This window comes from Streptomyces echinoruber, from assembly GCF_014651135.1.
Lineage (GTDB): Bacteria > Actinomycetota > Actinomycetes > Streptomycetales > Streptomycetaceae > Streptomyces > Streptomyces echinoruber.
This window is the reverse complement of the sequence record NZ_BMWH01000005.1, coordinates 48,135-70,337: the sequence shown is the minus strand read 5'-3', so window position 1 is coordinate 70,337 and position 22,203 is coordinate 48,135. Positions and strand designations below refer to the sequence as shown.

The 22,203-nt window shown below is 72.1% G+C and carries 23 protein-coding genes; 13 read left to right on the top strand and 10 right to left on the bottom strand.

The features are described 5' to 3' along the window. The first annotated feature begins 1 nt into the window (after position 1). The 5 genes from IE225_RS09290 to IE225_RS09270 all read left to right on the top strand — a co-directional run bounded on the left by IE225_RS09290 (position 2) and on the right by IE225_RS09270 (position 7,086). Positions 2-1,639 (top strand): class I adenylate-forming enzyme family protein, encoded by a 1,638-nt coding sequence (locus IE225_RS09290; protein WP_190056916.1) that lies wholly within the window; start codon positions 2-4, stop codon positions 1,637-1,639. A gap of 55 nt (positions 1,640-1,694) precedes the next feature. Further along, positions 1,695-1,946 carry a phosphopantetheine-binding protein gene (locus tag IE225_RS09285; protein ID WP_190056915.1) on the top strand — a complete coding sequence of 84 codons (252 nt, stop codon included), beginning with the start codon at positions 1,695-1,697 and terminating at the stop codon, positions 1,944-1,946. A 163-nt stretch (positions 1,947-2,109) separates the two neighbouring features. Next, entirely contained in the window at positions 2,110-2,859 is a 750-nt protein-coding gene (locus IE225_RS09280) for a glucose 1-dehydrogenase (protein ID WP_190056914.1), read from the top strand. Between the two features lie 72 nt (positions 2,860-2,931). Beyond that, positions 2,932-5,535, top strand: coding sequence for a methyltransferase (locus IE225_RS09275; protein ID WP_190056913.1), 2,604 nt, complete (start codon positions 2,932-2,934; stop codon positions 5,533-5,535). Between the two features lie 39 nt (positions 5,536-5,574). Then, positions 5,575-7,086, top strand: a complete 1,512-nt coding sequence (locus IE225_RS09270) for an NDP-hexose 2,3-dehydratase family protein (protein ID WP_190056912.1) — start codon at positions 5,575-5,577, stop codon at positions 7,084-7,086. Positions 7,087-7,395: 309 nt separating this feature from the next. Here IE225_RS09270 and IE225_RS09265 read toward each other — a convergent pair whose 3' ends face one another. The 5 genes from IE225_RS09265 to IE225_RS09245 all read right to left on the bottom strand — a co-directional run bounded on the left by IE225_RS09265 (position 7,396) and on the right by IE225_RS09245 (position 11,351). After that, positions 7,396-8,292 carry a LysR family transcriptional regulator gene (locus IE225_RS09265; RefSeq protein WP_190056911.1) on the bottom strand — a complete coding sequence of 299 codons (897 nt, stop codon included), beginning with the start codon at positions 8,290-8,292 and terminating at the stop codon, positions 7,396-7,398. 195 nt (positions 8,293-8,487) lie between these two features. Further along, positions 8,488-9,153, bottom strand: coding sequence for a type 1 glutamine amidotransferase domain-containing protein (locus IE225_RS09260; protein ID WP_190056910.1), 666 nt, complete (start codon positions 9,151-9,153; stop codon positions 8,488-8,490). Positions 9,154-9,211: 58 nt separating this feature from the next. Further along, positions 9,212-9,943 (bottom strand): HAD family hydrolase, encoded by a 732-nt coding sequence (locus IE225_RS09255; protein ID WP_190056909.1) that lies wholly within the window; start codon positions 9,941-9,943, stop codon positions 9,212-9,214. Between the two features lie 80 nt (positions 9,944-10,023). Next, a complete protein-coding gene (locus tag IE225_RS09250; RefSeq protein ID WP_190056908.1) occupies positions 10,024-10,569 on the bottom strand; it encodes a DJ-1/PfpI family protein in 546 nt (181 codons plus the stop codon). Between the two features lie 53 nt (positions 10,570-10,622). Continuing rightward, complete coding sequence (locus IE225_RS09245) at positions 10,623-11,351, bottom strand: cupin domain-containing protein (RefSeq protein ID WP_229879351.1); 729 nt, start codon at positions 11,349-11,351, stop codon at positions 10,623-10,625. Positions 11,352-11,606: 255 nt separating this feature from the next. Between IE225_RS09245 and IE225_RS09240 the strand changes: the two genes are divergently transcribed. From IE225_RS09240 to IE225_RS09215, 6 genes are all read left to right on the top strand, one after another. Then, positions 11,607-12,416, top strand: coding sequence for a DJ-1/PfpI family protein (locus IE225_RS09240; protein WP_190056906.1), 810 nt, complete (start codon positions 11,607-11,609; stop codon positions 12,414-12,416). A gap of 25 nt (positions 12,417-12,441) precedes the next feature. Next, a complete protein-coding gene (locus IE225_RS09235) occupies positions 12,442-13,572 on the top strand; it encodes a ferritin-like domain-containing protein (RefSeq protein WP_190056905.1) in 1,131 nt (376 codons plus the stop codon). A 72-nt stretch (positions 13,573-13,644) separates the two neighbouring features. Next, a complete protein-coding gene (locus tag IE225_RS09230; RefSeq protein WP_190056904.1) occupies positions 13,645-15,012 on the top strand; it encodes an MFS transporter in 1,368 nt (455 codons plus the stop codon). A gap of 148 nt (positions 15,013-15,160) precedes the next feature. After that, on the top strand, positions 15,161-15,943 hold the full coding sequence (locus IE225_RS09225; RefSeq protein WP_190056903.1) for an antibiotic biosynthesis monooxygenase: 783 nt from the start codon (positions 15,161-15,163) through the stop codon (positions 15,941-15,943). A 9-nt stretch (positions 15,944-15,952) separates the two neighbouring features. Further along, positions 15,953-16,411: a VOC family protein gene (locus IE225_RS09220; protein ID WP_190056902.1), complete on the top strand. Its 459-nt coding sequence runs from the start codon at positions 15,953-15,955 to the stop codon at positions 16,409-16,411. Further along, positions 16,408-17,115 carry an SDR family oxidoreductase gene (locus IE225_RS09215; protein ID WP_190056901.1) on the top strand — a complete coding sequence of 236 codons (708 nt, stop codon included), beginning with the start codon at positions 16,408-16,410 and terminating at the stop codon, positions 17,113-17,115. Before IE225_RS09220 ends, IE225_RS09215 begins: the two co-directional genes overlap by 4 nt. 240 nt (positions 17,116-17,355) lie before the next feature. Here the strand turns inward: IE225_RS09215 and IE225_RS09210 are convergent, their stop codons facing one another. Beyond that, positions 17,356-17,823, bottom strand: coding sequence for a hypothetical protein (locus IE225_RS09210; RefSeq protein ID WP_190056900.1), 468 nt, complete (start codon positions 17,821-17,823; stop codon positions 17,356-17,358). Positions 17,824-17,936: 113 nt separating this feature from the next. Between IE225_RS09210 and IE225_RS09205 the strand changes: the two genes are divergently transcribed. Next, positions 17,937-18,110 (top strand): transposase, encoded by a 174-nt coding sequence (locus IE225_RS09205; RefSeq protein ID WP_190056899.1) that lies wholly within the window; start codon positions 17,937-17,939, stop codon positions 18,108-18,110. 500 nt (positions 18,111-18,610) lie between these two features. On the opposite strand, the gene IE225_RS09200 is transcribed toward IE225_RS09205, so the two are convergent. The 4 genes from IE225_RS09200 to IE225_RS09185 form a co-directional block, all read right to left on the bottom strand. Further along, positions 18,611-18,925 (bottom strand): SCO5918 family protein, encoded by a 315-nt coding sequence (locus IE225_RS09200; RefSeq protein ID WP_190056898.1) that lies wholly within the window; start codon positions 18,923-18,925, stop codon positions 18,611-18,613. A 42-nt stretch (positions 18,926-18,967) separates the two neighbouring features. Next, positions 18,968-19,339 (bottom strand): CBS domain-containing protein, encoded by a 372-nt coding sequence (locus IE225_RS09195; RefSeq protein ID WP_190056897.1) that lies wholly within the window; start codon positions 19,337-19,339, stop codon positions 18,968-18,970. A 42-nt stretch (positions 19,340-19,381) separates the two neighbouring features. After that, on the bottom strand, positions 19,382-20,875 hold the full coding sequence (locus IE225_RS09190) for a DEAD/DEAH box helicase (protein WP_190056896.1): 1,494 nt from the start codon (positions 20,873-20,875) through the stop codon (positions 19,382-19,384). 229 nt (positions 20,876-21,104) lie between these two features. Further along, complete coding sequence (locus IE225_RS09185; protein ID WP_190056895.1) at positions 21,105-21,308, bottom strand: cold-shock protein; 204 nt, start codon at positions 21,306-21,308, stop codon at positions 21,105-21,107. A gap of 418 nt (positions 21,309-21,726) precedes the next feature. Between IE225_RS09185 and IE225_RS09180 the strand changes: the two genes are divergently transcribed. Next, positions 21,727-22,176, top strand: coding sequence for an ATP-binding protein (locus tag IE225_RS09180; RefSeq protein ID WP_190056894.1), 450 nt, complete (start codon positions 21,727-21,729; stop codon positions 22,174-22,176). Positions 22,177-22,203: the final 27 nt, after the last annotated feature.

The window sequence follows — 22,203 nt, the reverse complement described above, 5'->3', positions numbered from 1 at the left end:
CATGGCGGAACTGCTGCACGACCTGCTGGCGGAGGCGGCCGCCGCGCGGCCCGCCGCGACCGCGGTCCGGGACGCCGACGGGGCCTGGACCTACACGGAGCTGGACCGGGCCGCGGACGCCTGCGCGGCCTGGCTGGCCGACCGGGGCGTCCGGCCCGGCGACCGGGTCCTGGCCCGGCTCGGCAACGCGCGGCCGTTCGTGGCGCTGCTGTTCGGGGCGCTGCGCGCGGGGGCCGTGTTCGTGCCGGTCGGCACCGCCATGAAGCGTTTCCAACTGGCCCGGGTGGTGGCGGACGCCGAGCCGTCGCTCGCCGTGGCGCAGGGCGCGGACACCGGGCTGCTGAAGGAGCTGATGCGGGAGCTGCCGAAGGAACTGCCGAAGGAGCTGCCGAAGGAACCCGGCACGGCGCCCGTGTACGACGTCGCGGAGCTGCCGGAGGCGGGCGCGGCCCCCCGGACGCGGGCCCGGGTGCGCCCGGACGACCTCGCCCTGCTCATGTACACCTCGGGCAGCACGTCGATGCCGAAGGCGGTCATGACCCCGCACCGCGCCGCGGTGTTCGTCACCGGGGCCATCGCGGAACGGCTGCGCTACCGCGCCGAGGACGTCGTGCTGAACGCGATCCCGTTCTCCTTCGACTACGGCCTCTACCAGGTCTTCCTCACCGTCGCCGCGGGCGCCGAGCTGGTGGTCTCCCGCACCGACTCCCACGTCGGGCTGATGACGTTGCTGCACCGGCACGCCGTCACCGTCTTCCCGGTGGTGCCCTCGCTGGCCGAACTGGTGCTCCGGCTCGCCGCCCGCGACGGCCGGCCGGCGCCCCCGGTGCGGCTGTTCACCAGTACCGGCGCGGCTTTCAACCGCCCCGTCATCGACGGGCTGCGCGCCGCCTTCCCCGGGGCGCGCATCGCCCCGATGTACGGCACCACCGAGTGCAAGCGGATCACGGTCCTGGAACCCGACGGGGACCTGGACCACCCGCACTCCGTCGGGCGGGCGCTGACGGGCACCCAGGTGCTCGTCCTGGACGACGCCGGACACCCACTGCCGCCCGGGGAGACCGGCGAGATCGCGGTGCGCGGACCGCACGTCATGGCCGGCTACTGGCGGGCCCCCGACCTCACCCGGGAGCGCTTCCGCACCGACCCGCGCACCGGCACCGTCACCCTCCACACCGGGGACTACGGCCGGCTCGACGCCGACGGCCACCTGTACGTCGAGGGGCGCCGCGACGACCTGTTCAAGCGGCGCGGGGTGCGGATGTCCGCGCTGGAGATCGAGGCCGCGGCGCTGGACGTGCCCGGGGTGCGGTCCGCGGCGCTGCTGCCGCCGGCCGACGGGGCCGACATGGTCCTGTACGTCGCCGCCGACCGGCCCGCCGCCGAGGTGCTGGCGCTGCTGGCCGAGCGGCTGGAGCCGGCCAAGGTCCCGCCCGTGTGCCATGTCCGCGCCGAGCTCCCGCTCACCCCGAACGGCAAGACCGACAAGAAGGCCCTCGCCGCCACGCCGCCCGCACCGGTCACACCGCCCGCGCCGTCCGCGTCGTCCGTGCCGTCCGCGTCGTCCGTGCCGTCCGCGTCGTCCGTGCCGCCTGCACCGTCCGCGTCACCCGCACCGGCCGACCGGTCCGCCGCCTGAACCGCCTCCCGAACTCCCTTACTCCCCGCACCTCTTCGGAAAGGAAGCCGACGCCATGACCGTCCCCTGGGACGCGGCCTTCGAGAGGATCCTGCGCGACGCGCTGCCGCTGCTGCCCGAGGACCGCGCGCTGAGCAGCGACACCTGCCTGAGCGACCACGGTCTGGACTCGATGGCCACCATCGACACGCTGCTGCGGCTGGAGCAGCAGTACGAGGTGTCGTTCCCCGACGAGTACCTCACCTCCGACACCTTCCGCACCCCGGGCAGCCTCTGGGCCGCCGTGGCCGGCCTGCGCACGGCCTGACCACGGCCTGACCACGCGCCCGCCTCCACCCACCCCCCTGCCTCCCCCGGCACCTCCCTCCCGGCCTCCTCGCACCTTCTCCCCGCCCCCCATACCTCCCGCTCCCACACCTCCCGCCCCTCGTATCTCCCATCCCCGTACCTCCCACCCGAAAGGCATCACCATGGGAAAGCTCGACGGCAGGGTCGCCCTGATCACCGGCGGCGCCCGGGGCCAGGGCGCCGCCGCGGCCCGCGCCTTCGTCGCCGAGGGCGCCCGAGTCGTCCTCGGCGACATCCTCGACGACACCGGCAAACGGCTCGCGGACGAGCTGGGCGACGCGGCGACGTACGTGCACCTGGACGTCCGGCGGCCCGAGGACTGGACCGCCGCGGTCGCCGCGGCCAGGACGACGTACGGCAAGCTCGACGCGCTCGTCAACAACGCCGGCGTGGTGGACGTCGGCAGCGTCGAGGAGATGACGCCGGAGGCGTTCATGGAGGTCGTCGAGGTCAACCAGCTCGGCGTCTTCCTCGGGATGCGGGCCGTCGTACCGGCGCTGCGCGAGGCCGGCGGCGGCAGCATCGTCAACATCTCCTCCGTCGACGGGCTGATGGGCCTGAAGTACCTGTCCGCGTACTGCGCCTCGAAGTTCGCGGTCGTCGGCATGACCAAGGTCGCCGCCATGGAGCTCGGCCCGGACGGGATCCGCGTCAACGCGGTGTGCCCGGGCGTCATCCGCACCGAGATGACCAAGGACCTGCACGAGATGCAGGTCAAGTGGCTGCACCGGACGCTGCCGCTGCGCCGGTTCGGTCGGGCCGACGAGACCGCGTCCGTCGTGCTGTTCCTCACCTGCGACGACTCCTCCTACGTCACCGGCACCGAGGTGGTCGTCGACGGCGGCTGGATCGCCGGCCACCTGACCCCGTGACGAGGCCGGCGCCCCGCCCTCCGGGGCCGCCGAGCCCCGCCCGCCGACCTTCCGACTGACGAGGAGACCGACGTGCGCGTGCTGTTCACCGTGTCGGACTGGCCGGGGCACTACTACCCCCTGGTCCCGCTCGGCCGGGCGTTCCGGGACGCCGGGCACGAGGTGCGCGTGGTGTGCGCGCCGAGCGAGTCCGACACGCTGCGCCGAACCGGCCTGACCCCCGAACCGATCGTCCGCCCCGGCCTGGACATGGCCACGCAGGGACGGCTGAACGCCTACTGGCAGGCCCGCAAGGGCGCCTGGCCGCACGCGCGGCCGCCGCTGCACCCCGTCACCGGCGAGGAACTGGGGCACCTCGACGACTTCGACTTCGCGGCGTTCCGCGCGGCCGAGCGGCCGCGGATCCTCCGGGCCACCCGCGACGGTTTCGACGCGGTCGTCGCCTTCGCCCGCGCCTGGCGCCCCGACCTGGTCGTGCACGACCGGATGAGCATCGAGGGCCTGCTCGCCGCCCGGGTGCTGGGCGTGCCCGCCGTCCTGCACCTGTGGGGCCCGCACGGCACCGCCGAACCGGAGCCGGAGCTGCGGGTCCTCCCCGGCGACCCCACCGGGTCCTTCCCCCGCCACGGCGTGGGGGAGATGAGCGCCGACCTCGTCGAGTACGTCGTCGACCCCTGCCCGCCCAGCCTCGAACCGCCCACGCACGCACACCGGCTGCGCCTGCGCTACACCCCGTACAACGGCCCCGGCACCGCGCCCGACCTGCGGCCGCCGTCCCCCGGCCGGCCCCGGATCTGCCTGGTCTGGGGCCGGTCCCTGGCCGGCGTGTACGGCCGCGCCGCCCGGCTGGTGCCCGAACTGGCCTTTGCCTGCGCCGAGTCCGGCGCCGAGGTGCTCGTCCTGGCCGACCCGGACGACACCGCCCCGCTCGGCACCCCGCCGCCGGGCGTGCGGCTGCTGCCCGGCGCCCCGCTCGCCGACGTCCTGCCCGGCTGCGCCGCCGTCGTGCACCACGGCGGCGCCGGCTGCACCATGACCGCGGTCGCCGCGGGCGTGCCCCAACTGGGCGTCCCGTTCTCCGCCGAGCAGGAGCTGAACATGCGGCGCGTCGCCGCCGCCGGGGCCGGACTGGCCGTCCCCGCGGGCGACCCCGGCCGCGCGACGGCCGTGCGGGACGCGCTGGACCGGCTGCTGAACGACCCCCGCCACCGCGCCGGGGCGGCCCGGCTGCGCGACGAACTGTCCCGCCTTCCGACCCCGGCCGCCCTGGTCCCCGCCCTCGAGGACCTCGCCGCACACCACCGGACCGACCGAACCGACCGGTCCCACCGGACCCACCAAACTCACCGCGCCGCCCGCACCGCCGCCCCCGTCGATCCCCGTACGGCCGTACCTGCCGCCCCCCGCGCGACCGCACCCGCCGCCACCCGCGCGGCCGCACCCGCACCCGCCGAACCGACACCCACCAGCGAGGACCCCGCCATGCAGACCCAGCCGCCCGGCACGCCGCAGGCCCCCCAGGACGTCCAGGCCACCCGGACCATCCAGGCCACCCGGACCACCCAGGACACCCGGACCGCCCAGGACACCCGGACCACCCAGGACGACCAGGCCACCCGGTCTCCCCGGTCTCCCCGGTCCCCCCAGGACGACCAGCTAGCCGCCGAGACCCGGATCAGGGAGATCGCCCTGAGCGTGGCCGCGGCCGCCGCGCTCCAGACCGCCGTCCGTCTCGGTGTCGCCGACGCCCTGGGGGACGAGGACGCCGACGCCCGCGACCTGGGCCGCGCCGTCAACGCCGCCCCCGACACCCTGGCGCGGCTGCTGCGCGCGCTCGCCGCGCACGGGGTGTTCGAGGAGACCGCCCCCGGCCGCTTCCGCCACACCCGTGCGTCCCGCCTGCTGCGCGCCGACGCGCCCGGCGGCGGCATGGCCGACATGGTGCTGTGGGCGGGCGCCGCCTGGACCTGGGACGCCTGGCCGCGGCTGGAGCAGGCCGTGCGCACCGGCAAGGCCGTCCTGCCGGAGCTGTACGGCAAGGACTTCTTCGGCTACCTGCGCGAGGACGCCCCCGAGGACGCCGAGGTCTTCAACCGCGCCATGACCCAGGCGAGCGCGCTCACCTCCCGCGCCGTCGCCGAGACGCTGAACCTCGACGGCGCCCGCACCGTCGCGGACATCGGCGGCGGGCACGGCCACCTGCTGCGGACCGTCCTGGAGCGGCACCCGCACGTCACCGGCGAGCTGTTCGACCTGCCGACGGTCGTGGCGGGCGCCGATCCGGCCCTGCGCGAGGGCGGCGAGCTGGCCGGGCGGGCCCGGGTCACCGCGGGCGACTGCCTGGACGCCGTACCGGTCCGCGCCGACGTGTACGTCGTCAAGCAGATCCTCAAGTGGGACGACGAGCGCTCGGTGCGGGTGCTGCGGAACATCGCCGCGCACGCCGCGCCGGGGGCCCGCATCGTCGTCGTGCAGAACCTCGTCGACCTCAGCCCGGAGCCCCGCGTCACCACCGCGATGGACCTGTTCCTCCTCCTCAACGTCGGCGGCCGGGAGCACCACCGGGGCGACTTCGAGGACCTGTTCCGGCGCGCCGGCCTGGAGTTCACCGGCGTCACCCGGGCGCGCAGCGCCCTGTACCTGATCGAGGCCCGGGTCCCCGGCACCCCGTCCTGACGCCCCCGAACGTTCCCGACCCCGCTCCCGGAGACTGCCATGCCCACACCACCCCTGCTGACCGCCCCGCCGGTGCGGACGCCGCACGGCGCCCCGCCCCGCACGGCCGCCCACCGCCCGGGCGGCGCCCTGCGCCCACGGCACGCGACCGGACTGCCCGAGCGGCTCGCCCGGTCCGCGGCCGCCGGCCAGGGGCACCACCTGAGCACCGAGGAGCTGCCCGAGTGGCTCGCCCGCCGCCGGGCCGCGGGCCGCTTCCGGGTCTCCCGCGTGCCGTTCGCGGAGCTGGACGGCTGGTCCTTCGCGGCGGGGACGGGCAACCTCGTCCACCGCAGCGGGCGGTTCTTCTCCGTCGAGGGACTGCACGTCACCTCGGAGGACGGGCCGGTGCCCGAGTGGCACCAGCCGGTCATCCGCCAGAGCGAGGTGGGCATCCTCGGCATCCTGGTCAAGGAGTTCGACGGGGTGCTGCACTGCCTGATGCAGGCCAAGATGGAGCCCGGCAACCCCAACCTGCTCCAGCTCTCCCCCACGGTGCAGGCGACCCGCAGCAACTACACCAAGGTGCACCGGGGCGCCGATGTCAGGTACATCGAGTACTTCACCAGCGCGCTCACCGACGGCCGCGCCCGCGTCCTGACCGACAGCCTCCAGTCCGAGCACGGCGCGTGGTTCCTGGGCAAGAGCAACCGGAACATGGTCGTCGAGGCGCTGGACGACGTCCCCCTGCACGACGACTTCTGCTGGCTGACGCTCGGACAGCTCGGCGCGCTGCTGCACCACGACAACCTGGTCAACATGGACTCCCGCACGGTCCTGTCGTGCCTGTCGGCCGCCCTGACCGACCCGACCGACCCGACCGACCCGGCCAATCCGGCTGTCCCGGCCGAGCGGGACCGGGCGCTGCACACCGACCAGGAACTGCTCTCCTGGTTCACCCACGAGCGCGCCCGGCGCGCCCTCACCGTACGGCCCGTGCCCCTGAAGGACCTGCCCGGCTGGGAGTGGGACGCCCTGGCGGGCCGGCACCGCGAGGGACGGTACTTCGACGTCGTGGGCGTCGCCGTGGAGGCCGGCAACCGGGAGATCACGAGCTGGCGCCAGCCGCTGTTCGAGCCGCGGGGCCGGGGCGTCACCGCGTTCCTGACCAAGCGGGTGGACGGCGTGCCCCACGTCCTGGTGCACGCCCGGGCCGAGGCCGGTTTCCTCGACACGGTGCAGCTCGCGCCCACCGTGCAGTACACGCCCGGCAACTACGCCTGGCTGCCGCCCGACCGGCGCCCGCCGTTCCTGGACCAGGTCCTCGACGGCACCGCGGGAACGCTGCGCTACGACGCCGTCCACGCCGAGGAGGGCGGCCGGTTCCTCAACGCCGAGAGCCACTACCGGATCATCGAGACCGACGCGGACTTCGCCGCCGAGGAGCCGCCGGGCCACCGCTGGTTCAGCCGGGCCCAGCTCGCCTCCTACGTACGCCAGGCCAACTGCGTCAACGTCCAGGCCCGCACCCTGCTCGCCATCCTCGACCTGGCCCTGCCGGCCCGCGTCTGAACCCCGCCGCGCCGCCGGAACCACCGGAACCCGCACACCGACCGGCCGCCGGACCGCCCTCCACGTCCTCGTGGGGTGATCCGGCGGCCGTGTGCGCCGCGTGGGACAACGGGGTCCCGCTGCCCGGGACCCGACTCCACCTGCCCCGGGGCGGGCCACCTCCACCGGCCCGGAGCGCTCCACGTGGCCACCCCGCCGCGCCGCCGGCGAGGTCCGGGACGCACTCCTTCGCCGGCGCCGAGGATCTCCTCCGCCCGCGCGTACGTCCGGTGCGGCGTCCGCGGCAGCGTCTTCTCCGGCGGGTGGATGTCACGTCCACTCCCGGGCGTCGCGGACCAGGTGCTCGTGGAGCCGGGCCAGCCGGGGTTCGAGGAGTGTGCCGGAACGCGTGGCCAGATAGAGGGTGTTGATGGGCGGGATCTCCGGCTCCAGCAGGGGGACCAGCGTTCCCGAGGCCAGTTCCGCGGCGCACAGGTATGTCGGCAGGACCGAGATGCCCGCCGACGACGTGACGGCCGCGATCACGGCGCGCAGGTCGGGGACGACCACGGCCGGCGGGCTCGGCGGCGGGGCGTCGAAGACCGCGCGCCAGTAGCGGCGGATGATCGGCAAGGTCTCCGCGTACGCGATCATCGGGAGTTTCGCCAGGACCCTTGGGTCGTCGGCCTGCAGGGCGTCCGCCGGGATCCCGGCGGCGACCTGGGGAGAGGCGAGCAGCGCGAACTCCTCGTCCGTCAGGGGCGTGAAGTCCACGCCGGGGCCCTGGGGCCGGACGGTGGAGACCACGAGGTCCAGATGCCCGCTCCTGAGGTCCTCCAGGAGGCCCGTCGCCTCGCCGAGGCTGATGCGGATGTCGAGGCCGCCGATGACGAACTCGCTGATGGACGGCACGATCCTGGCCGTCACCAGCTCCGCCGGCCCGCCCAGGCGGATGGGGCGGTGCTCCGTCGTGTCGTCGAAGTGGCGGGACACCGCGGCGTTGATCGCGGCCATGGAAGCCTCGATCTCGTGCGCCAGCGCCTTTCCCTCGGCCGTCGGTGTCGCGCCCTGCGGTGTGCGGTGGAACAGCGGTTTGCCGAGTTCGCTCTCCAGCCCGCGGATCTGCTGAGTGACCGCCGGCTGCGTGAGCCCGAGTTGCCGGGCGGCTTTGGTGAACGAGCCCGTGTGGCAGACGGCGATGAAGGTCTGTAGCCAACCCAGCTGCATAGTAGTACCGGCCCCCCAACCGGCAAGGCCGGGGGCGTTTCCCTCCAAGTAAACCCCGACCCACCACTCACCATACCTTCGCGCTTCGCCGAAACGTTCGAGCCGGTTTCAACACACGGCAAAATGTGACGCCACATCGGCGGGGCGGTGTCCGAACCCGCCCCGCCGATGTGCCGGCTCGGTCTTTCGCGCAGGTCAGGCCGCGTACTGGAGGATCGTCAGCTCGGCGACCCGGGCGGCGGACGCCGGATTCTGGCCCGTCACGAGACGGGTGTCGGCCACCGCGTGCTCGGTGAAGTTCGCGGCCTTGGTGAACTTCGCGCCCCGCTCGATCAGCGCCGTCTCCAGCGCGAAGGGCACCACGTCGGTCAGCCCGACAGCGGCCTCCTCCTCATTGGTGAAGGACGAGACCTGCTTGCCGGCGACCAGGTGGGAGCCGTCCGCCAGGGTGAGGTTCACCAGGGCGGCCGGGCCGTGGCAGACGGCGGCGACGACCCCGCCGCGCTCGTGGACGGCTGCCGCCAGCCGGGTCAGCGCGGTCGCGCCGGGGAAGTCCCACATGGTGCCGTGGCCCCCCGCGAAGTAGACGGCGTCGTAGTCGGCGGCGTCGAGGTCGTCGGCCGTGGGGGTGTCGGCGAGTGCGGCCTCGTGGTCGGTCAGGAAGCGGGCCGTGACGGTGTCGTCGGGCTTGATCCCGTCGCGCGGGGGCCGTCCTCCCGCGACCGACACGAACGCGAGGTCCCAGCCGGCCGCGCGGAACACCTCGGCGGGGTGGGCGACTTCGGGGACGTAGAAGCCGGTGGCGCGGCCGGTCTCGCCGAGCCGGCCGTGCGAGGTGAGGGCGAAGAGAACGTTCGGCATGGCAATCCTCCGGAGTGTGGTGTGGGGCGTGGTGCGCGGAAACGGGCCGGGGCGCCGATCAGGCGGTCAGCTCCGCCAGTTCGGGCAGGTACACCCGCCGCTGTTTGCGTGCGATGGCACGCTCGACGTGCTCGGGCGTGTGGTAGCCCCACCACGCCCACAGGCTCGTGGCGCCCGTGTCGCGTACCGCGAGCGCGTTGGTGAGGTGGTCGTCGATGAACGTCACGGCCTGCGGCGGGAGTCCGTCGGCCGCGGCCAGCCGCCGCACGGCCGTGCGCTTGTCCGAGCACTCGCCGACGACCTGGGCCACGGTGACGTCCAGACCGTGGTGGGCCAGTATCTCCCACACGCTCTGCTCGTCCTTGGCCGTGACGATCGACGTGCCCCGGCCGCGGTGGCGGCGCAGCAGCCCGGCGATCCCCGGGTACAGGGTGTGCAGGCCCAGCCACTCCGTACGCCGTCGCTCCCGCAGCGCGGCCCGTACCGCGGTCGCGCCCCGCACCAGGGCGTCGCGCCGGGGTCCCGGGATGCGGGCCGCGAGGGCCGCGAAGTCGTCGGCGCCCCGGATCGAGGCGGCGGCGGGGTCGCGCGCCACCATGAAGTCGTCCAGCAGCCGGGCATGGGTGCGGACCGTGCGGAAGCGGGACACGAACCCGGCGGGCAGGGCCGCCGCGAGTTCGGCGACCGGCTTGGCCGCGATCGTGTCCGGGTCGTGGTCGGCGTAGTGGGTGACGACGGCGCACTCGGTGAAGGCGTCGGCGATGACGCCGTCGAAGTCGAGTATCAGCAAGGTGCCTCCTCGGGGATGCGCGGGGCGGGCGCCGTACGGGGGACTGGGCCCCCGGCCCGCGCGGGTCGCGGCGGCCGCGCTCAGGCCGTCGCCACCTGCTTCTTGGCGACCGTTTCGAAGACCTGCCGCATGAACCGGCCGACGTAGGCGTAGTACGAGCAGGTGATGATGTGGCCGTCGACGATCACGTCGGAGTCGACGACGTCGGCGCCGGCGTTGATCACGTCGTCGCGCAGACCTATGTAGGCGCAGGCACGGCGGCCTTTGAGCACGCCGGCGGAAACCATGATCCACGGGCCGTGGCAGAGCCCGGCGACGACCTTCTCGGCCGCGTCCATGGCGCGGACGAAGTCCAGGACACGGGCGTCCTGGCGCACCCGGTCGGGCGCCTCGTGGCCGCCGGTGAGGATCACCGCGTCGTACGCCGCGGCGTCCAGCTGCTCGAAGGCGATCAGCGGCTTGGCGGTCTTGTCCATGGGAAGCGGGACGCCGTACTTGCCGACGACGTCGGCGCCGTTGCGGGTGGCCACGTCCACGTGCCAGCCCTCTTCAAGAAGCCGGTAGTAGGTGTAGACCACGTCGTGGTCCTGGAAGCCGGGGCCGGTGATGATGACGGCACTGGGCATGAGTGTGCTCCTTTTCTGGCCTTGTGGTTCTGGCCTTGTGGCCGGGTCGGCGGTCAGGCGAGTGCGAGGGAGAGGTAGTACTGGTCCAGCGCGGGACGGCGGGCGTCGCCCAGTGCGGGGGCGAGGATGTCGACCTCGCCGGTGACCACTCCGGTCAGACCGAGCGGGATGTGGAAGAGGTCCTGCTCCTGGCGCCGGTAGAACACGTCCGCGCCGGCCCGGATGGAGAACGCGAACTCCGCGCCCGGGGACCGTTCCCGCAGGCGCGCCTGCGGCAGATACGTCACCTGCCTCGCCGGCAGGTCGGGTGCCTCGGCGTGCTGCTGCTCGTAGGCCGTGCCCTGGCGGTCGTAGGCGTCACGCAGCCGGATCAGGTCGAACTTGTTGCGCGGTGCCTCGACCTCGACCAGCCACAGCGGGCCGGGGCCGACGCTCCGGGACGAGTGGAAGGCACCGCCCCCGATGCGCAGGATCGATCCGGCACCCACCGGGACCTCGCCGGTCAGCGTGTCGGTCACCCCCTGCCCCGCCAGGCAGAGCAGATAGGTCAGCTTGCGGGGGTGCACGTGCATCGACGTGGACTCGCCCTCGTCGATCCTCAGATTCCACACGTCGATGAAGTCGTCGACGTAGATGCGGTATTCGATCCCCCACGGCTTGGGAATGATCTCGTTCAGGTGGCCGTCCCCGTCCAGGCTTTCGTTCCCGATGCGGGAACCCTTGCGGACCACCTCGTTCAGCGCGGCGAAATCCCTAGGCCCCGGATCGATTCTCACCGCCATATCGGTCGGCCTTAGATTCCCCGTCATCTCAGACATGTCGATCCCCCAATCGAGCAGTTGAGTCGTGGACCCGAGGTCCGGTGAGGACGCTAGCCGGGTGGCTTGAACCAACCAAATAGCGGCGACGGCAGTCCCCGATAACCGTCTCGGGGGTCCTCACCGAAGTAATGACCCCCCTTCGATCGCTTATTTGATGCCGCTCCCGGGCCGTTGGCAGGGTTCCTGTGGCGAGACCGACACGAATGGGGGAGCACTGTGAGCACACCTACATCCACCTCCGCACGCGGGACGAGGACCCCGGCAGGGGCATCGGCGGCGCCGGCCCAGATCGGCTCCATCGCGGTCCTCGGCTACGAGGCGTGCTCCGAGCAGGACACCATCACGCCGCTGGAGATCTTCAAGGGCGCCGCGATGGTCACCAGCGGGCAGATCGCGCCGTGGGAGCGGGAGGCCGCCAACCGCGACCTGGACGTGCGTCTGGTCTCCCTGGAGCCGGGAGTCGTCAAGATGCAGATGGGCACCAACGTCGTCGCCGACTCCGTACTGGGCGACGACGACCTGTTCGACATCCTCTACATCCCCGGCGGCGTCGGATCCGGCGCGCTGCTGACCGACGACCGCGTGCACAAGCTCATCCGCCGCCACCACGAGGCCGGCAAGGTGATCGCCGCCAACTGCTCGGGCGTCGGCGTCCTCGCCCGGTCCGGAATCGTCAACGACGAACCCCTGACCTGCGTCGCGGCCGTGGCCCGCGGCCTGCGCGGCGAGGGCTTCAACGTCCCCGTGGCCCGCCGGATGTGGATCGCCAACACCGCCTCGCGCATCTGGACGTTCACCGGCTCCTACGGCGTGAACGGGGGTGCGGTCGCCCTGGTCGCCCACTACTTCGGCCGGGAGGTCGGCACCGTCGTCTCGATGATGTTCGACACCCTCGGCGGCATCGGGGACGCGATCTTCGAGGAGACCGGGCCGGAGTTCTACCAGCACCCCGAACTGGAGGAGTCCTTCCAGGACTTCTTCCAGCCGATGCTCTACCCGCCGCTCGACGAGTCCGCCGAAGCCTGAGCGCCGACGCACCCGGGAGCCTGCCATGCCCACACCGGTCGACCTCAGAGACCTCAGCTGGATCCGCGGTGCCCTGCAGACGGCGGTCGCGCTGGAGCACTCCACCATGCCGCTGTACTGCGCCGCGATGTACTCGCTCGAGGTGCAGAACTACCCGTCGTACAACACCATCCGCAGCGTCCTGATGGAAGAGATGGTCCACATGGCCATCGCCGCCAACATGGTCGCCGCACTCGGCGGAAGCCCCGCGATCAAAGGCCTCGCACCGTCCTATCCCGGCAGCGGCCTGCCGGGCGGGGTCGCCCCCGACCTGAGGCCGCGGCCGGCGAAGCTGTCGCAGGCCACGCTCAAGGCGTTCATGCGGCTGGAAGCGCCGCGATTCGTGCTCAACGCCCGGCAGCGCGGCTCCGCCTACCCCACGATCGGCGCGTTCTACGACGCGATCCGGGACGCGATCAAGCGCAACGCCAGGGCCGTCGAACGGGCCGTACGCCTCGGCGGACCGGCCAACCAGGTCGGGGGAAACCTCGGCTACCTCACGTTCGGCAGGGACGACCCGGACCCGGTCGCCTCCTTCCTCCACGCCCTGGACATCATCACCGAGCAGGGCGAAGGCGGTGGCGAGGGCACCGTGGAGACGGCCGCCGCGGCCTTCCAGAAGGAGGGCTCGCACTACGCCCGGTTCGCCGAGCTGCGCTACGGCCGGCGCTATCGGCCCCTCGACTCCGTGCCCTTCTCCTTGGAGACGGAGCGCGAGTTCTTCACCGGTGAGCCGATCGCCTGGCCGGTGGTCGTCAACACCCTGGCCGTTCCCGCGGACGGCTACGAGGCCGTGCTGGCCCTCGATCCGCGCGGGCCCGAGGTGCGCAAGGAACTCGAATCGTTCGACGAGGCCTACACCCGGATGATGCTCGCGCTGGACACCACCTGGAACGGCCCGGTGGAGACCTGGTGGCCCTCGCTCGGCGCCGCGGTCACCCAGATGGACCAGATGCGGGTGCGTTCCTGCTTCACGATCATGCGCAACGAGATTCCACCGACGGTCGTCGCCCGGCTGGAGGAGCTCTACCCCAGGGAATTCAGGGCCCTGGAGCGCTACACCGATCTGGACCGGCCCGTCTTCTACGGGCCGCGTTTCCTCAACAACGCGGCCTGATCCGCGACGACGCGATTCGGCCGACCACATCGGCCGCCACATCGGCCGCCATCCTTCGAACGGGAATTCCTCATGACGTTTGCCAGGGAAAGGGCGATCGCGCCTTCCCACCGGGTGCCGCCGCGACGGCGTGGCCTGTTCGCGGGAATCGCCGCGGGCAATTTCCTCGTCCTCCTCGACACCTCCATCCTCAATGTCGCGCTCCCCGACGTCCATTCCGATCTGCACGCGAGCGAGGCGGCCCTGCCCTGGGCCCTCGACGCCTACACGATCGTCTTCGCCGGTCTGCTCCTCGCCTCCGGCGCGGTGGCGGACAGGCTCGGCGCCCGCAGGGTCTACCGAGGGTCCGTTCTGGCCTTCGGCGTGCTGTCCCTGGCCTGCGCGGCCGCGCCCGACGCCGGATCCCTCATCGCCGGGCGGGCGCTGCTGGGCGTCGCCGCCGCGGGCATGGTCCCGGCGTCACTGGCCCTGCTCGCCGGGCTGTACCCCGACCCGGCGGCGCGCGCCAAGGCCATCGGCACCTGGGCCGCGGTCACCTCCGTCGGGCTCATCGCGGGCCCCGTTCTCGGCGGCGCGCTCGTCGAACTGGGCGGCTGGCGGCTGGTGTTCCTCGTCAACCCGGTCATCGTGGCCGCCACGTTGCTCGCCTCCCGCGGACTGCCGGACGGACGCCCGGCCTCGGTCCGCGCGGTGGACCGGGCAGGAATCGGGCTGTCGGTCCTGGCCCTGGCCGCGCTCACGTTCGGCCTCATCGACGCCGGAACCGAGGGCTGGGGGCGTGTGCTGCCGCTTTTGTCGCTGGTGCTCGCGGCCGCGGCGTTCACCGCGCTGTTCGCCGTCGAGCGCCGGGCCACGGCGCCGATCCTGCCCTCGGCCCTGATCGGACTGGCGCGGGTACGGGCGGACATCGTGGCCGGCGCCGTGGCCTCGTTCGTCTTCTACGGGGTGCTGTACGCGCTGACGCAGTGGATGGTCGAGGAACGGGGCCTGTCGGCGTTCGAGACCGGCATGGCGTTCCTGCCGATGACGCTGCCGATGTGCTTCATGCCGCTGCTCACCGGCCGTCTCGTCGCCCGGATCGGTGCCCGCCGGGTGATCCTCGTCGGGCTCGCCCTGGACACGGCGGCCGGTGCGGTGCTCGCCTTCGCCTCGGACGACACGCCGCTCGCCCTGATCATCGTCGCCCAGGCCACGCTCTCGTTCGGTTCCACGCTCGCCATTCCGGCGGCGACCGCGGACATGGCCATCGCCGCTCCGAAGGAACTCGCGGCCACCGGCCAGGGCGCGTTCAACGCCGGCCGGCAGGCGGGCAGCGCGCTCGGAGTCGCCGCACTGGCACCGCTGGCCACCTTGTCCTCCTCCGGCATGGTCCTGGCCGCGGGCGGACTGCTCGCCCTGCTGCTGGTGGCCGCGGTACGCCCCACGCCGTCGACGGCCTGACCGGACGGTACGCGTCCCCCGGGCGCGCCCGGCGTCCGCCCCACGGCACGGACACCGACCGACGCCCACCCGGCTCCACCATCCTCTCCTTCCCTTCCTTCTCCTTCTCCTTCTCCTTCTTCGGACGTCTCACTGACAGGAGCAGATCGTGACGATCATCGCGACCGCACGGCAGTTGGTCAGGCCGGGCACCGAAGCCCGCCTCGACGCCCTGATGGCAGGGCTCGAACGCACCATCCGGGCCCATGAACCCGGTTGCCTCCGCTTCGACTACGTCATCTCCGCGGACCGGCCGGGAGAGCGCCTGGTCATCGAGGAGTACGCCGACGAGGCCGCTCTCGAAGCGCACAAGCACACCCCCTACCTGGCGGAGTTCATTCCCCAGCTCCTGGAATGCCTGCTCGAACCGCCGATCCTGGAGACGTTCCGGCCCGCCGGGGAGAAGGCGCCCCTGCCGGAGTCGTGCTTCCACGTCGGCGTCGTCGTGCCGGACCTGGCCGAGGCCGTCGAGCTGTACTCGCAGTGGTTCGGCATCGAGTTCACCGAGCCGGCCACCTTCGAGATCCCGTATCTGGAGCAGGGCGGGCAGGGCGGTCCGGGCCGGATGACGGCCGCCTTCTCGCGTACCGCGTATCCGCAGTACGAACTGATCCAGGCCGACGGGGACGGCATCACCTCCCTCGAACACGCCGGGAAGGTCCTGTACTACGGGGTGTGGGAGAGCGACATGGAGGCGCGGCTGAAGAAGCTGGAGGCCGCGGACATCGGCATCGACGCCTACTTCCGGCCCGGCCCCGGCGAGACGCCGTTCGCCGTGATCACCGGGCCCGATCTCCAGGGCATGCGGATCGAGTACGTGGACACGGCCGACCGGCCCGCCATGGACGAATGGGTGAACACGGGCCGCTACCCCGGGCTCTCCGGCCGCTAGGAACAGCGGATGGCCTTCTACCACGTGGGTTTCGCCGTTCCCGATCTGGTGGCGGCCATGCGCGAGCTGCGGGCCGCCGCCGGCGTGGAATGGGCGGATCCGCGCCCGGGGAGGATCGGCGAGTGGTCCTTCCGTATTGTCTTCAGCCTCCCCGGACCGCCGTTCGTCGAACTGGTCGAGGGCGGCCCGGGCAGCCCCTGGAACGCCTCGGCGGGCCCGCGCTTCCACCACCTGGGGTTCTGGACCGACGACCTCGGCGCGGCGGAACGGCGACTGGAAAGGCGGGGACTTCCGGCCAAGTTCTCCGGGTGTCCCTTCGGTCGGCCCTACGCGTACCACCATCTGAAGAGCATCGGGGCGGACATCGAACTCGTCGACGCGGTCCTCCAGCCGGACTTCCTGGCCACCTGGCAGCCCGGCGGCGAGCCGATGGGCACCCTGGACGAACGAGCACTGGAGGAACAGTGAGTGCCACCCCCACGCCCGTCACGCTGATCACCGGAGGATCGACCGGCATCGGTGCCGAGACCGTACGACGGCTGCTCAAGGCCGGTCACCGGGTGACCGCCACCGGGCGGGACGCGGACAAGCTCGCGGCGTTCGCCCGGACCCTCGGCGACCCGGAGGAACTGCTGCTCCTGCCCGGTGACGCCGCCGACGCGGACGCGGTCGCACACACGGTGCACGCCACGGTGCAGCGCTTCGGACGGATCGACAACGTCATCGCCAACGCCGGTTACTCCACCCACGACTCGGTGGCGGACGGTGATCCGGCGCTGATGCGCTCGATGCTCCTCACCAACGTCCTCGGACCGACGCTGCTGATCCGTGCCTCACTGGCGGAGCTGAAGCGGTCCCGTGGCCGGATCGTGCTGCTCGGCTCGGTCGCCGGCCTCAAGTACGGTCCGGGCAACTTCTACTCGGTCACCAAGTGGGCGGTACACGCCCTCGCGGAGAACACCCGCATGCTGGTCACCGAGTCGGGCGTCAGGGTGAGCCTGATCGCCCCCGGCAAGGTGGACACACCGTTCTGGGACACGCGCGGCGGTACTCCGCCCGGCCCCGCCCTCAGCGCGGAGAACATCGCCGACGGCATCATGTGGGTGCTCGGCCAGCCGGACGGCGTCGATGTGAACACCGTCACGATCCGGCCGACCGGCCAGGTCAACTAGGTGTTCCGTCCATGGAGGTTGATGGTGGAGGTTGATGATGGACGCCACGGCTGAGCGACCTTGAAACGGGTGAGGGCCTGCTGCTCGGTGTGGATCCCTGCTCGGTATGGATCCTCTCGGTGGGGATCGCCGCATCCGCACCGGCGACCAGAAAGGCCCTCATGCCGCCCTCATGCCGCCCTCATGCCGCACCGCAACGCACCGCCGACCGAGACCGGCCGTCCCCGCCGCGCCGCCGTCTCAGGAGCCGGCGGGCCAGAACTGCACGAAGTAGCGCTCCACTCCCCGGATGCTCTCCTCGCTCTCCTCCAAAGCCTTCACCGCGGCCCGGCCCGAGGAACTGACCCGGACGTGCCAGGAGCCACCGGAATCGGCCAGCGTGATCAGATCGTCGGTCCGTCCCAGGCTCATCGACCACACGGCGACCCGGCCGCTGAGCGATTCGAAGTCCGCCTCGGCCTGCTCCTCCCAGCCGGCGGGGTCCTGGGCGGGCGGCGACCCGTCCCACACCTCGACCGTCACCGCGGCGGTGTGGGTGTGCCCGGCACTGGTGATGTCCAGGCGCCCAGGGTGAGTGCCGAGAAACGTTCGGTGGTCGAATCCGTCGGGGAAGAGCAGGTCGAGGTAGGTGTCATCGGACTCCTGCAGCCCGAACGCGTGGTCGTCCACGAACACGTCGAGCTGCTGCCGACGCACAAGTTCTGCCATAGGAGGTCCCCGGGAGCGGCACACGACTGGTCATCAAGGTGACCGTAGCCCGCCGCCTGCGGCACCAGCCGCGAGACGTGTCCCGGCTCCGGTGGAGTCGCCTCGCTGGACGGATGACGCTCCAGACACTCCCAGACATCAAGGAGGCTTCAGCGCCCCGCAGTTATCCGGCCGAGTTCCGGTGCGAGGTCTTCGATCCCGTCGATGATCCCGCCGATTCCGGCCGGGCGATCAGGAAGGTCGCCCACGATCTCGGCATCAGCGAGCAGACGCTCTACGTCTGGTGACGTCAGCTCTCGTCGACACCGGGCAGCTTCCCGGGCCGACCAGCCGACCAGCCGACCAGCCGACCAGCCGCCCGGCCGACCGGCCGCCCGGGCCGACCGGCCGGGACCAGGCTGAGCCCGTGGCCGCCCGACGACGGATCGCCGCACCGAAGTCGATCCCCGCGATCGCCTGGACTCCAGCTCCCCGGCCTGGCCCTGCCGGCCCGCACCTGAACCGTGCCGCCCCGACGAGGCCCGCACGACCGCCGGCCGCCGGACCGTCCCCGCGCCCCACGTTCCCGTGAGGTGCTCCGGCGACCGACACCGCCGCGCGGCTTTCGTCAGGGGGCGCCCCCGGCCGAGCCGGACGAAGCGACGGTGCCCGGGCGGCTGCCGTACCGCTGACCTGGGCGAACTCGTCGCGCAGGCGCCGACGCGCAGGCCCGCCGGCACCACTGCTCACCGTGGTTGCCCGCTACAGGGCTCTCACCGGGTCTTTGGCGGCGGTTCGCCGCCTGTTCTCACCCTTCCGGGGAGGCGGCTCCCCCGAGCAGCGCCGACGCGGTCTGAAGCGGAGTGGCGACACCCACCGGCGCGGTCTCGGGGGGCTCGTGGCAGGTGAAGCCGAGGCGGGTCATGGCCCGGACGACTTCGCCGCTGGTGAAGTCGCGGCGGTCCTGTCGGGTGATGACCTGGCCTACTTGCTTGACCGGGTAGCGGCGGCGGCCGATGGTCACGGACTCACCCGTGACGGGCTCGGGTTTGACGCCCTTCATCGAGGCCAGCACCCCGTCCTTGGTCAGCTCGAACGGGTACCGGGCGATGACACAGCGCATGATGCCTCACAGGGAAACACAGGGAAACACAGGGAAAAGGACTCACAGGGAAGAAGGAGAAGGGGCTGACCGGGCGTGGGTGAGGACGCCCGGGGCCCGGCCATGCTCCCCGACGGCGCCGGGCCGAGCACCGGGCGAGGCGAACGGTCCGACGAGGACGTCCCGCAGACGGATCCGGTCCGTGTAGGTGGGGCTGTCACGGAGAACGGCGAGTCGGGCCAGAGTGATCAGGCCCGTGCTCTGGTCGTCCTCGTCGCACAGGACAAGGTGATCGACACGGGCACCGGCCATGAGGGACAGAGCCACCTCGACCGTCATGTCGTCACGGACCCGAGGTCCGGACGCCTCCCCGCCGTCGACCACGGTCTCGGGGGCGGGGGCCCCTCCATGGTGCTGCGTCCGAGCCGGTGTCATGGGTGCCTCCTGGAAAGGGATGGGCTGGTGATCACAGCGGCTCTAGGCGGCCGAACCGAAGCCGGACCGCCGCTGTGTCCCGCGGCGTGCCGTTTCGCCGACGAGCCGGCCCCGGCCGGTGTGGCCCCGGCGACTCCGACGGCCTCGGGACGATGAGGACGCGCCGCGGGGACGCTCCACGTCCGGCGCGGTGATGACGACCGGGACACCGGAAGGGTCCTGGGCACCTGTGATGCGGCTCAGTTCCGCCTCGCCCGAACTCACCTGGGCGATCCGGGGGGTGATGCCCGCCGAAGCCATCAGTCGGCTGACACCGCGACGCTGATCAGGGGTCACCAGGGTGACGACGCGGCCGGACTCGCCGGCGCGGGCCGTACGGCCGCCACGGTGCAGGTAGTCCTTGTGGTCACTGGGCGGGTCCACATTGACGACCAGGTCGAGGTTGTCGACGTGGATCCCGCGCGCCGCGACGTTGGTCGCCACCAGTACCGTCACATGCCCGCTCTTGAACTGGGCCAGGGTCCGCGTGCGCTGCGGCTGGGACTTGCCGCCGTGCAGGGCCGCGGCGCGAACGCCGTTGCTCAGCAGGTGCTTGGTCAGCCGGTCCACCGCGTGCTTGGTGTCGAGGAACATGATCACGCGGCCGTCTCGCGCCGCGATCTCGGTGGTCGTCCGGTGCTTGTCCGCGTCGTGCACGTGGAGTACGTGGTGCTCCATCGTGGTGACCGCGCCCGCCGACGGGTCGACGGAGTGCACCACCGGGTCCGTCAGGTAGCGGCGGACCAGCAGGTCGACGTTGCGGTCCAGGGTGGCCGAGAAGAGCATCCGCTGCCCGTCGGGACGCACCAGGTCGAGCAGGGCGGTGACCTGGGGCATGAAGCCCATGTCGGCCATCTGGTCGGCCTCGTCGAGGACCGTGGTGCCAACATCGTCCAGTCGGCAGTCGCCCCGGTCGATGAGGTCCTTGAGCCGCCCGGGCGTCGCGACGACGACCTCGACCCCGGCGCGCAGCGCACCGGCCTGCCTGCCGATGGACATGCCGCCGACGACGGTGGTCAGCCGCAGGCGCACGGAGCGGGCGTACGGAGTGAGCGCGTCGGCGACCTGCTGGGCGAGTTCGCGGGTGGGGACGAGGACGAGGGCAAGCGGCTGCCTCGGCTCGGCGCGGCGGCCCGCCGTACGGGCCAGCAGCGCGAGGCCGAAGGCGAGGGTCTTGCCCGAGCCGGTGCGGCCACGGCCGAGTACGTCACGACCGGCCAGGGAGTTCGGCAGGGTCGCCGCCTGGATCGGGAACGGTACGGTCACGCCTTCGTGGCCGAGCGTGGCCAACAGCCGCGCGGGCATGGCGAGATCGGCGAACGACTCGACGGCGGGCAGCGCGGGGGTGATCGTCTTCGGTGGCGCGAACTCGCTCGGCACGGCTCGTCCGACCCGTCGATTTCCGTAGCCCTTGGAGCGGCGCGGACCGCCGGAGCGGTTGGCGCCGGCGCCTCCTTTGGAGCGGTCATATGTGCGGGGCGTCTGGTCACGCTTCATGCGGAACCTTCCTTGAGGGGCACGTGGCAAGGAATTCCCGCAGCAGATGAGTGGCGCAGAGAATCTCGAAACGAGCCGAAGTGATGGGAGCCGAGTCGGGCCGACGGCAATACGGCACCGGTCGGTGATGCGGTGGAATCTTTCCGCCGCGCGTCCTGAAATGCAGCGAGCCGGGGCCCGCACCCCAGAGGTGCGGGCCCCAGCTGCGGAGTATGCGTCAGCGCCGGTGTCAGGCGGGAACGATGTTCTCGGCCATCGGGCCCTTCTGGCCCTGCGCGATGTCGAACGACACCTTCTGGCCTTCCAGCAGCTCGCGGAAGCCCTGGGTGGCGATGTTCGAGTAGTGGGCGAAGACGTCGGCGCCGCCGCCGTCCTGCTCGATGAAGCCGAAGCCCTTTTCCGCGTTGAACCACTTCACGGTGCCAGTAGCCATGTCATTTCTCCTTCGGAGGCGGTGTCAGGAATGCGCCTTGTGCACATTCCGTGTCGCCGTGATGATCACCCCGTCGGAAACGAACCTTCTGGCAACCACACCTGCAACTGAGATCGACAGTAGCACGGTGCGACCGGCTCTGCACGGTCGATAATTCCGCTCCGGCCGACGGCCGGGGAATACTCGTGGCGCCCCGCACGTATTTCTCACGTCACGAGCGCAGATATTTCTCTCCGTGGGCGCGGCCCCCTTGCCGTGCTCTTCCCGTCACAGCCCTGTGACCTCGGTCGACGGAGATGCGCCGCCGCCATCGTCGTCAGTGGACGGCGCCACGGCGAACGCGCTGAGACCCCACTGCCGCGATGAAGGTCACATCCCCCGCGCAGGGCGCGACGACCGGTGCAAGGAGTGAGCGCGCATGGCCTTCATGATCGAACGCTACGTCGGCCCCGGCTCGGCGCGGCTCGGAGCGGCGATGACCCTGCATCCGGAGCCCGAGTCGGTGCCGCGGGCCCGGCGCTGGTTCCGGCGGTTCATCACTCCCCATGAGCCGGCCTGCTCGGTCGACGACTGCGTCCTGATGATCTTGGAGCTGGTGACCAACGCGATCCGCTACGGGCGGTCGGACGAGCCCTGGCTGGTGCGGGTGGAGTGGTTCCGCGAGGGGTCCCCGCTCCGGGTCGAGGTGCACAACCCGGGTTTCCCGGCGAACGTACGGATGCGGCACCCGGACGCCAACGACGCGCACGGGCGGGGACTGCTCCTGGTCGACTCCATCGCCGACTCCTGGCACTCCGGACCCAGTCACTTCGGCGGAACCGTCGTCTCCTTCGTCGTGGCCGATGCCTGGCCTGCCTGGCCGACGTAACGGGATCGCCCGCGATGCGGCGGTTGA

Bases quoted from the DNA above. Each gene is read 5' to 3' on its own strand.
- IE225_RS09290 (WP_190056916.1), top strand. From the start codon at position 2: ATGGCGGAACTGCTGCACGACCTGCTGGCGGAGGCGGCCGCCGCGCGG.
- IE225_RS09285 (WP_190056915.1), top strand. From the start codon at position 1,695: ATGACCGTCCCCTGGGACGCGGCCTTCGAGAGGATCCTGCGCGACGCG.
- IE225_RS09280 (WP_190056914.1), top strand. From the start codon at position 2,110: ATGGGAAAGCTCGACGGCAGGGTCGCCCTGATCACCGGCGGCGCCCGG.
- IE225_RS09270 (WP_190056912.1), top strand. From the start codon at position 5,575: ATGCCCACACCACCCCTGCTGACCGCCCCGCCGGTGCGGACGCCGCAC.
- IE225_RS09265 (WP_190056911.1), bottom strand. From the start codon at position 8,292: ATGCAGCTGGGTTGGCTACAGACCTTCATCGCCGTCTGCCACACGGGC.
- IE225_RS09260 (WP_190056910.1), bottom strand. From the start codon at position 9,153: ATGCCGAACGTTCTCTTCGCCCTCACCTCGCACGGCCGGCTCGGCGAG.
- IE225_RS09250 (WP_190056908.1), bottom strand. From the start codon at position 10,569: ATGCCCAGTGCCGTCATCATCACCGGCCCCGGCTTCCAGGACCACGAC.
- IE225_RS09245 (WP_229879351.1), bottom strand. From the start codon at position 11,351: ATGGCGGTGAGAATCGATCCGGGGCCTAGGGATTTCGCCGCGCTGAAC.
- IE225_RS09235 (WP_190056905.1), top strand. From the start codon at position 12,442: ATGCCCACACCGGTCGACCTCAGAGACCTCAGCTGGATCCGCGGTGCC.
- IE225_RS09230 (WP_190056904.1), top strand. From the start codon at position 13,645: ATGACGTTTGCCAGGGAAAGGGCGATCGCGCCTTCCCACCGGGTGCCG.
- IE225_RS09220 (WP_190056902.1), top strand. From the start codon at position 15,953: ATGGCCTTCTACCACGTGGGTTTCGCCGTTCCCGATCTGGTGGCGGCC.
- IE225_RS09210 (WP_190056900.1), bottom strand. From the start codon at position 17,823: ATGGCAGAACTTGTGCGTCGGCAGCAGCTCGACGTGTTCGTGGACGAC.
- IE225_RS09205 (WP_190056899.1), top strand. From the start codon at position 17,937: ATGACGCTCCAGACACTCCCAGACATCAAGGAGGCTTCAGCGCCCCGC.
- IE225_RS09200 (WP_190056898.1), bottom strand. From the start codon at position 18,925: ATGCGCTGTGTCATCGCCCGGTACCCGTTCGAGCTGACCAAGGACGGG.
- IE225_RS09195 (WP_190056897.1), bottom strand. From the start codon at position 19,339: ATGACACCGGCTCGGACGCAGCACCATGGAGGGGCCCCCGCCCCCGAG.
- IE225_RS09190 (WP_190056896.1), bottom strand. From the start codon at position 20,875: ATGAAGCGTGACCAGACGCCCCGCACATATGACCGCTCCAAAGGAGGC.
- IE225_RS09185 (WP_190056895.1), bottom strand. From the start codon at position 21,308: ATGGCTACTGGCACCGTGAAGTGGTTCAACGCGGAAAAGGGCTTCGGC.
- IE225_RS09180 (WP_190056894.1), top strand. From the start codon at position 21,727: ATGGCCTTCATGATCGAACGCTACGTCGGCCCCGGCTCGGCGCGGCTC.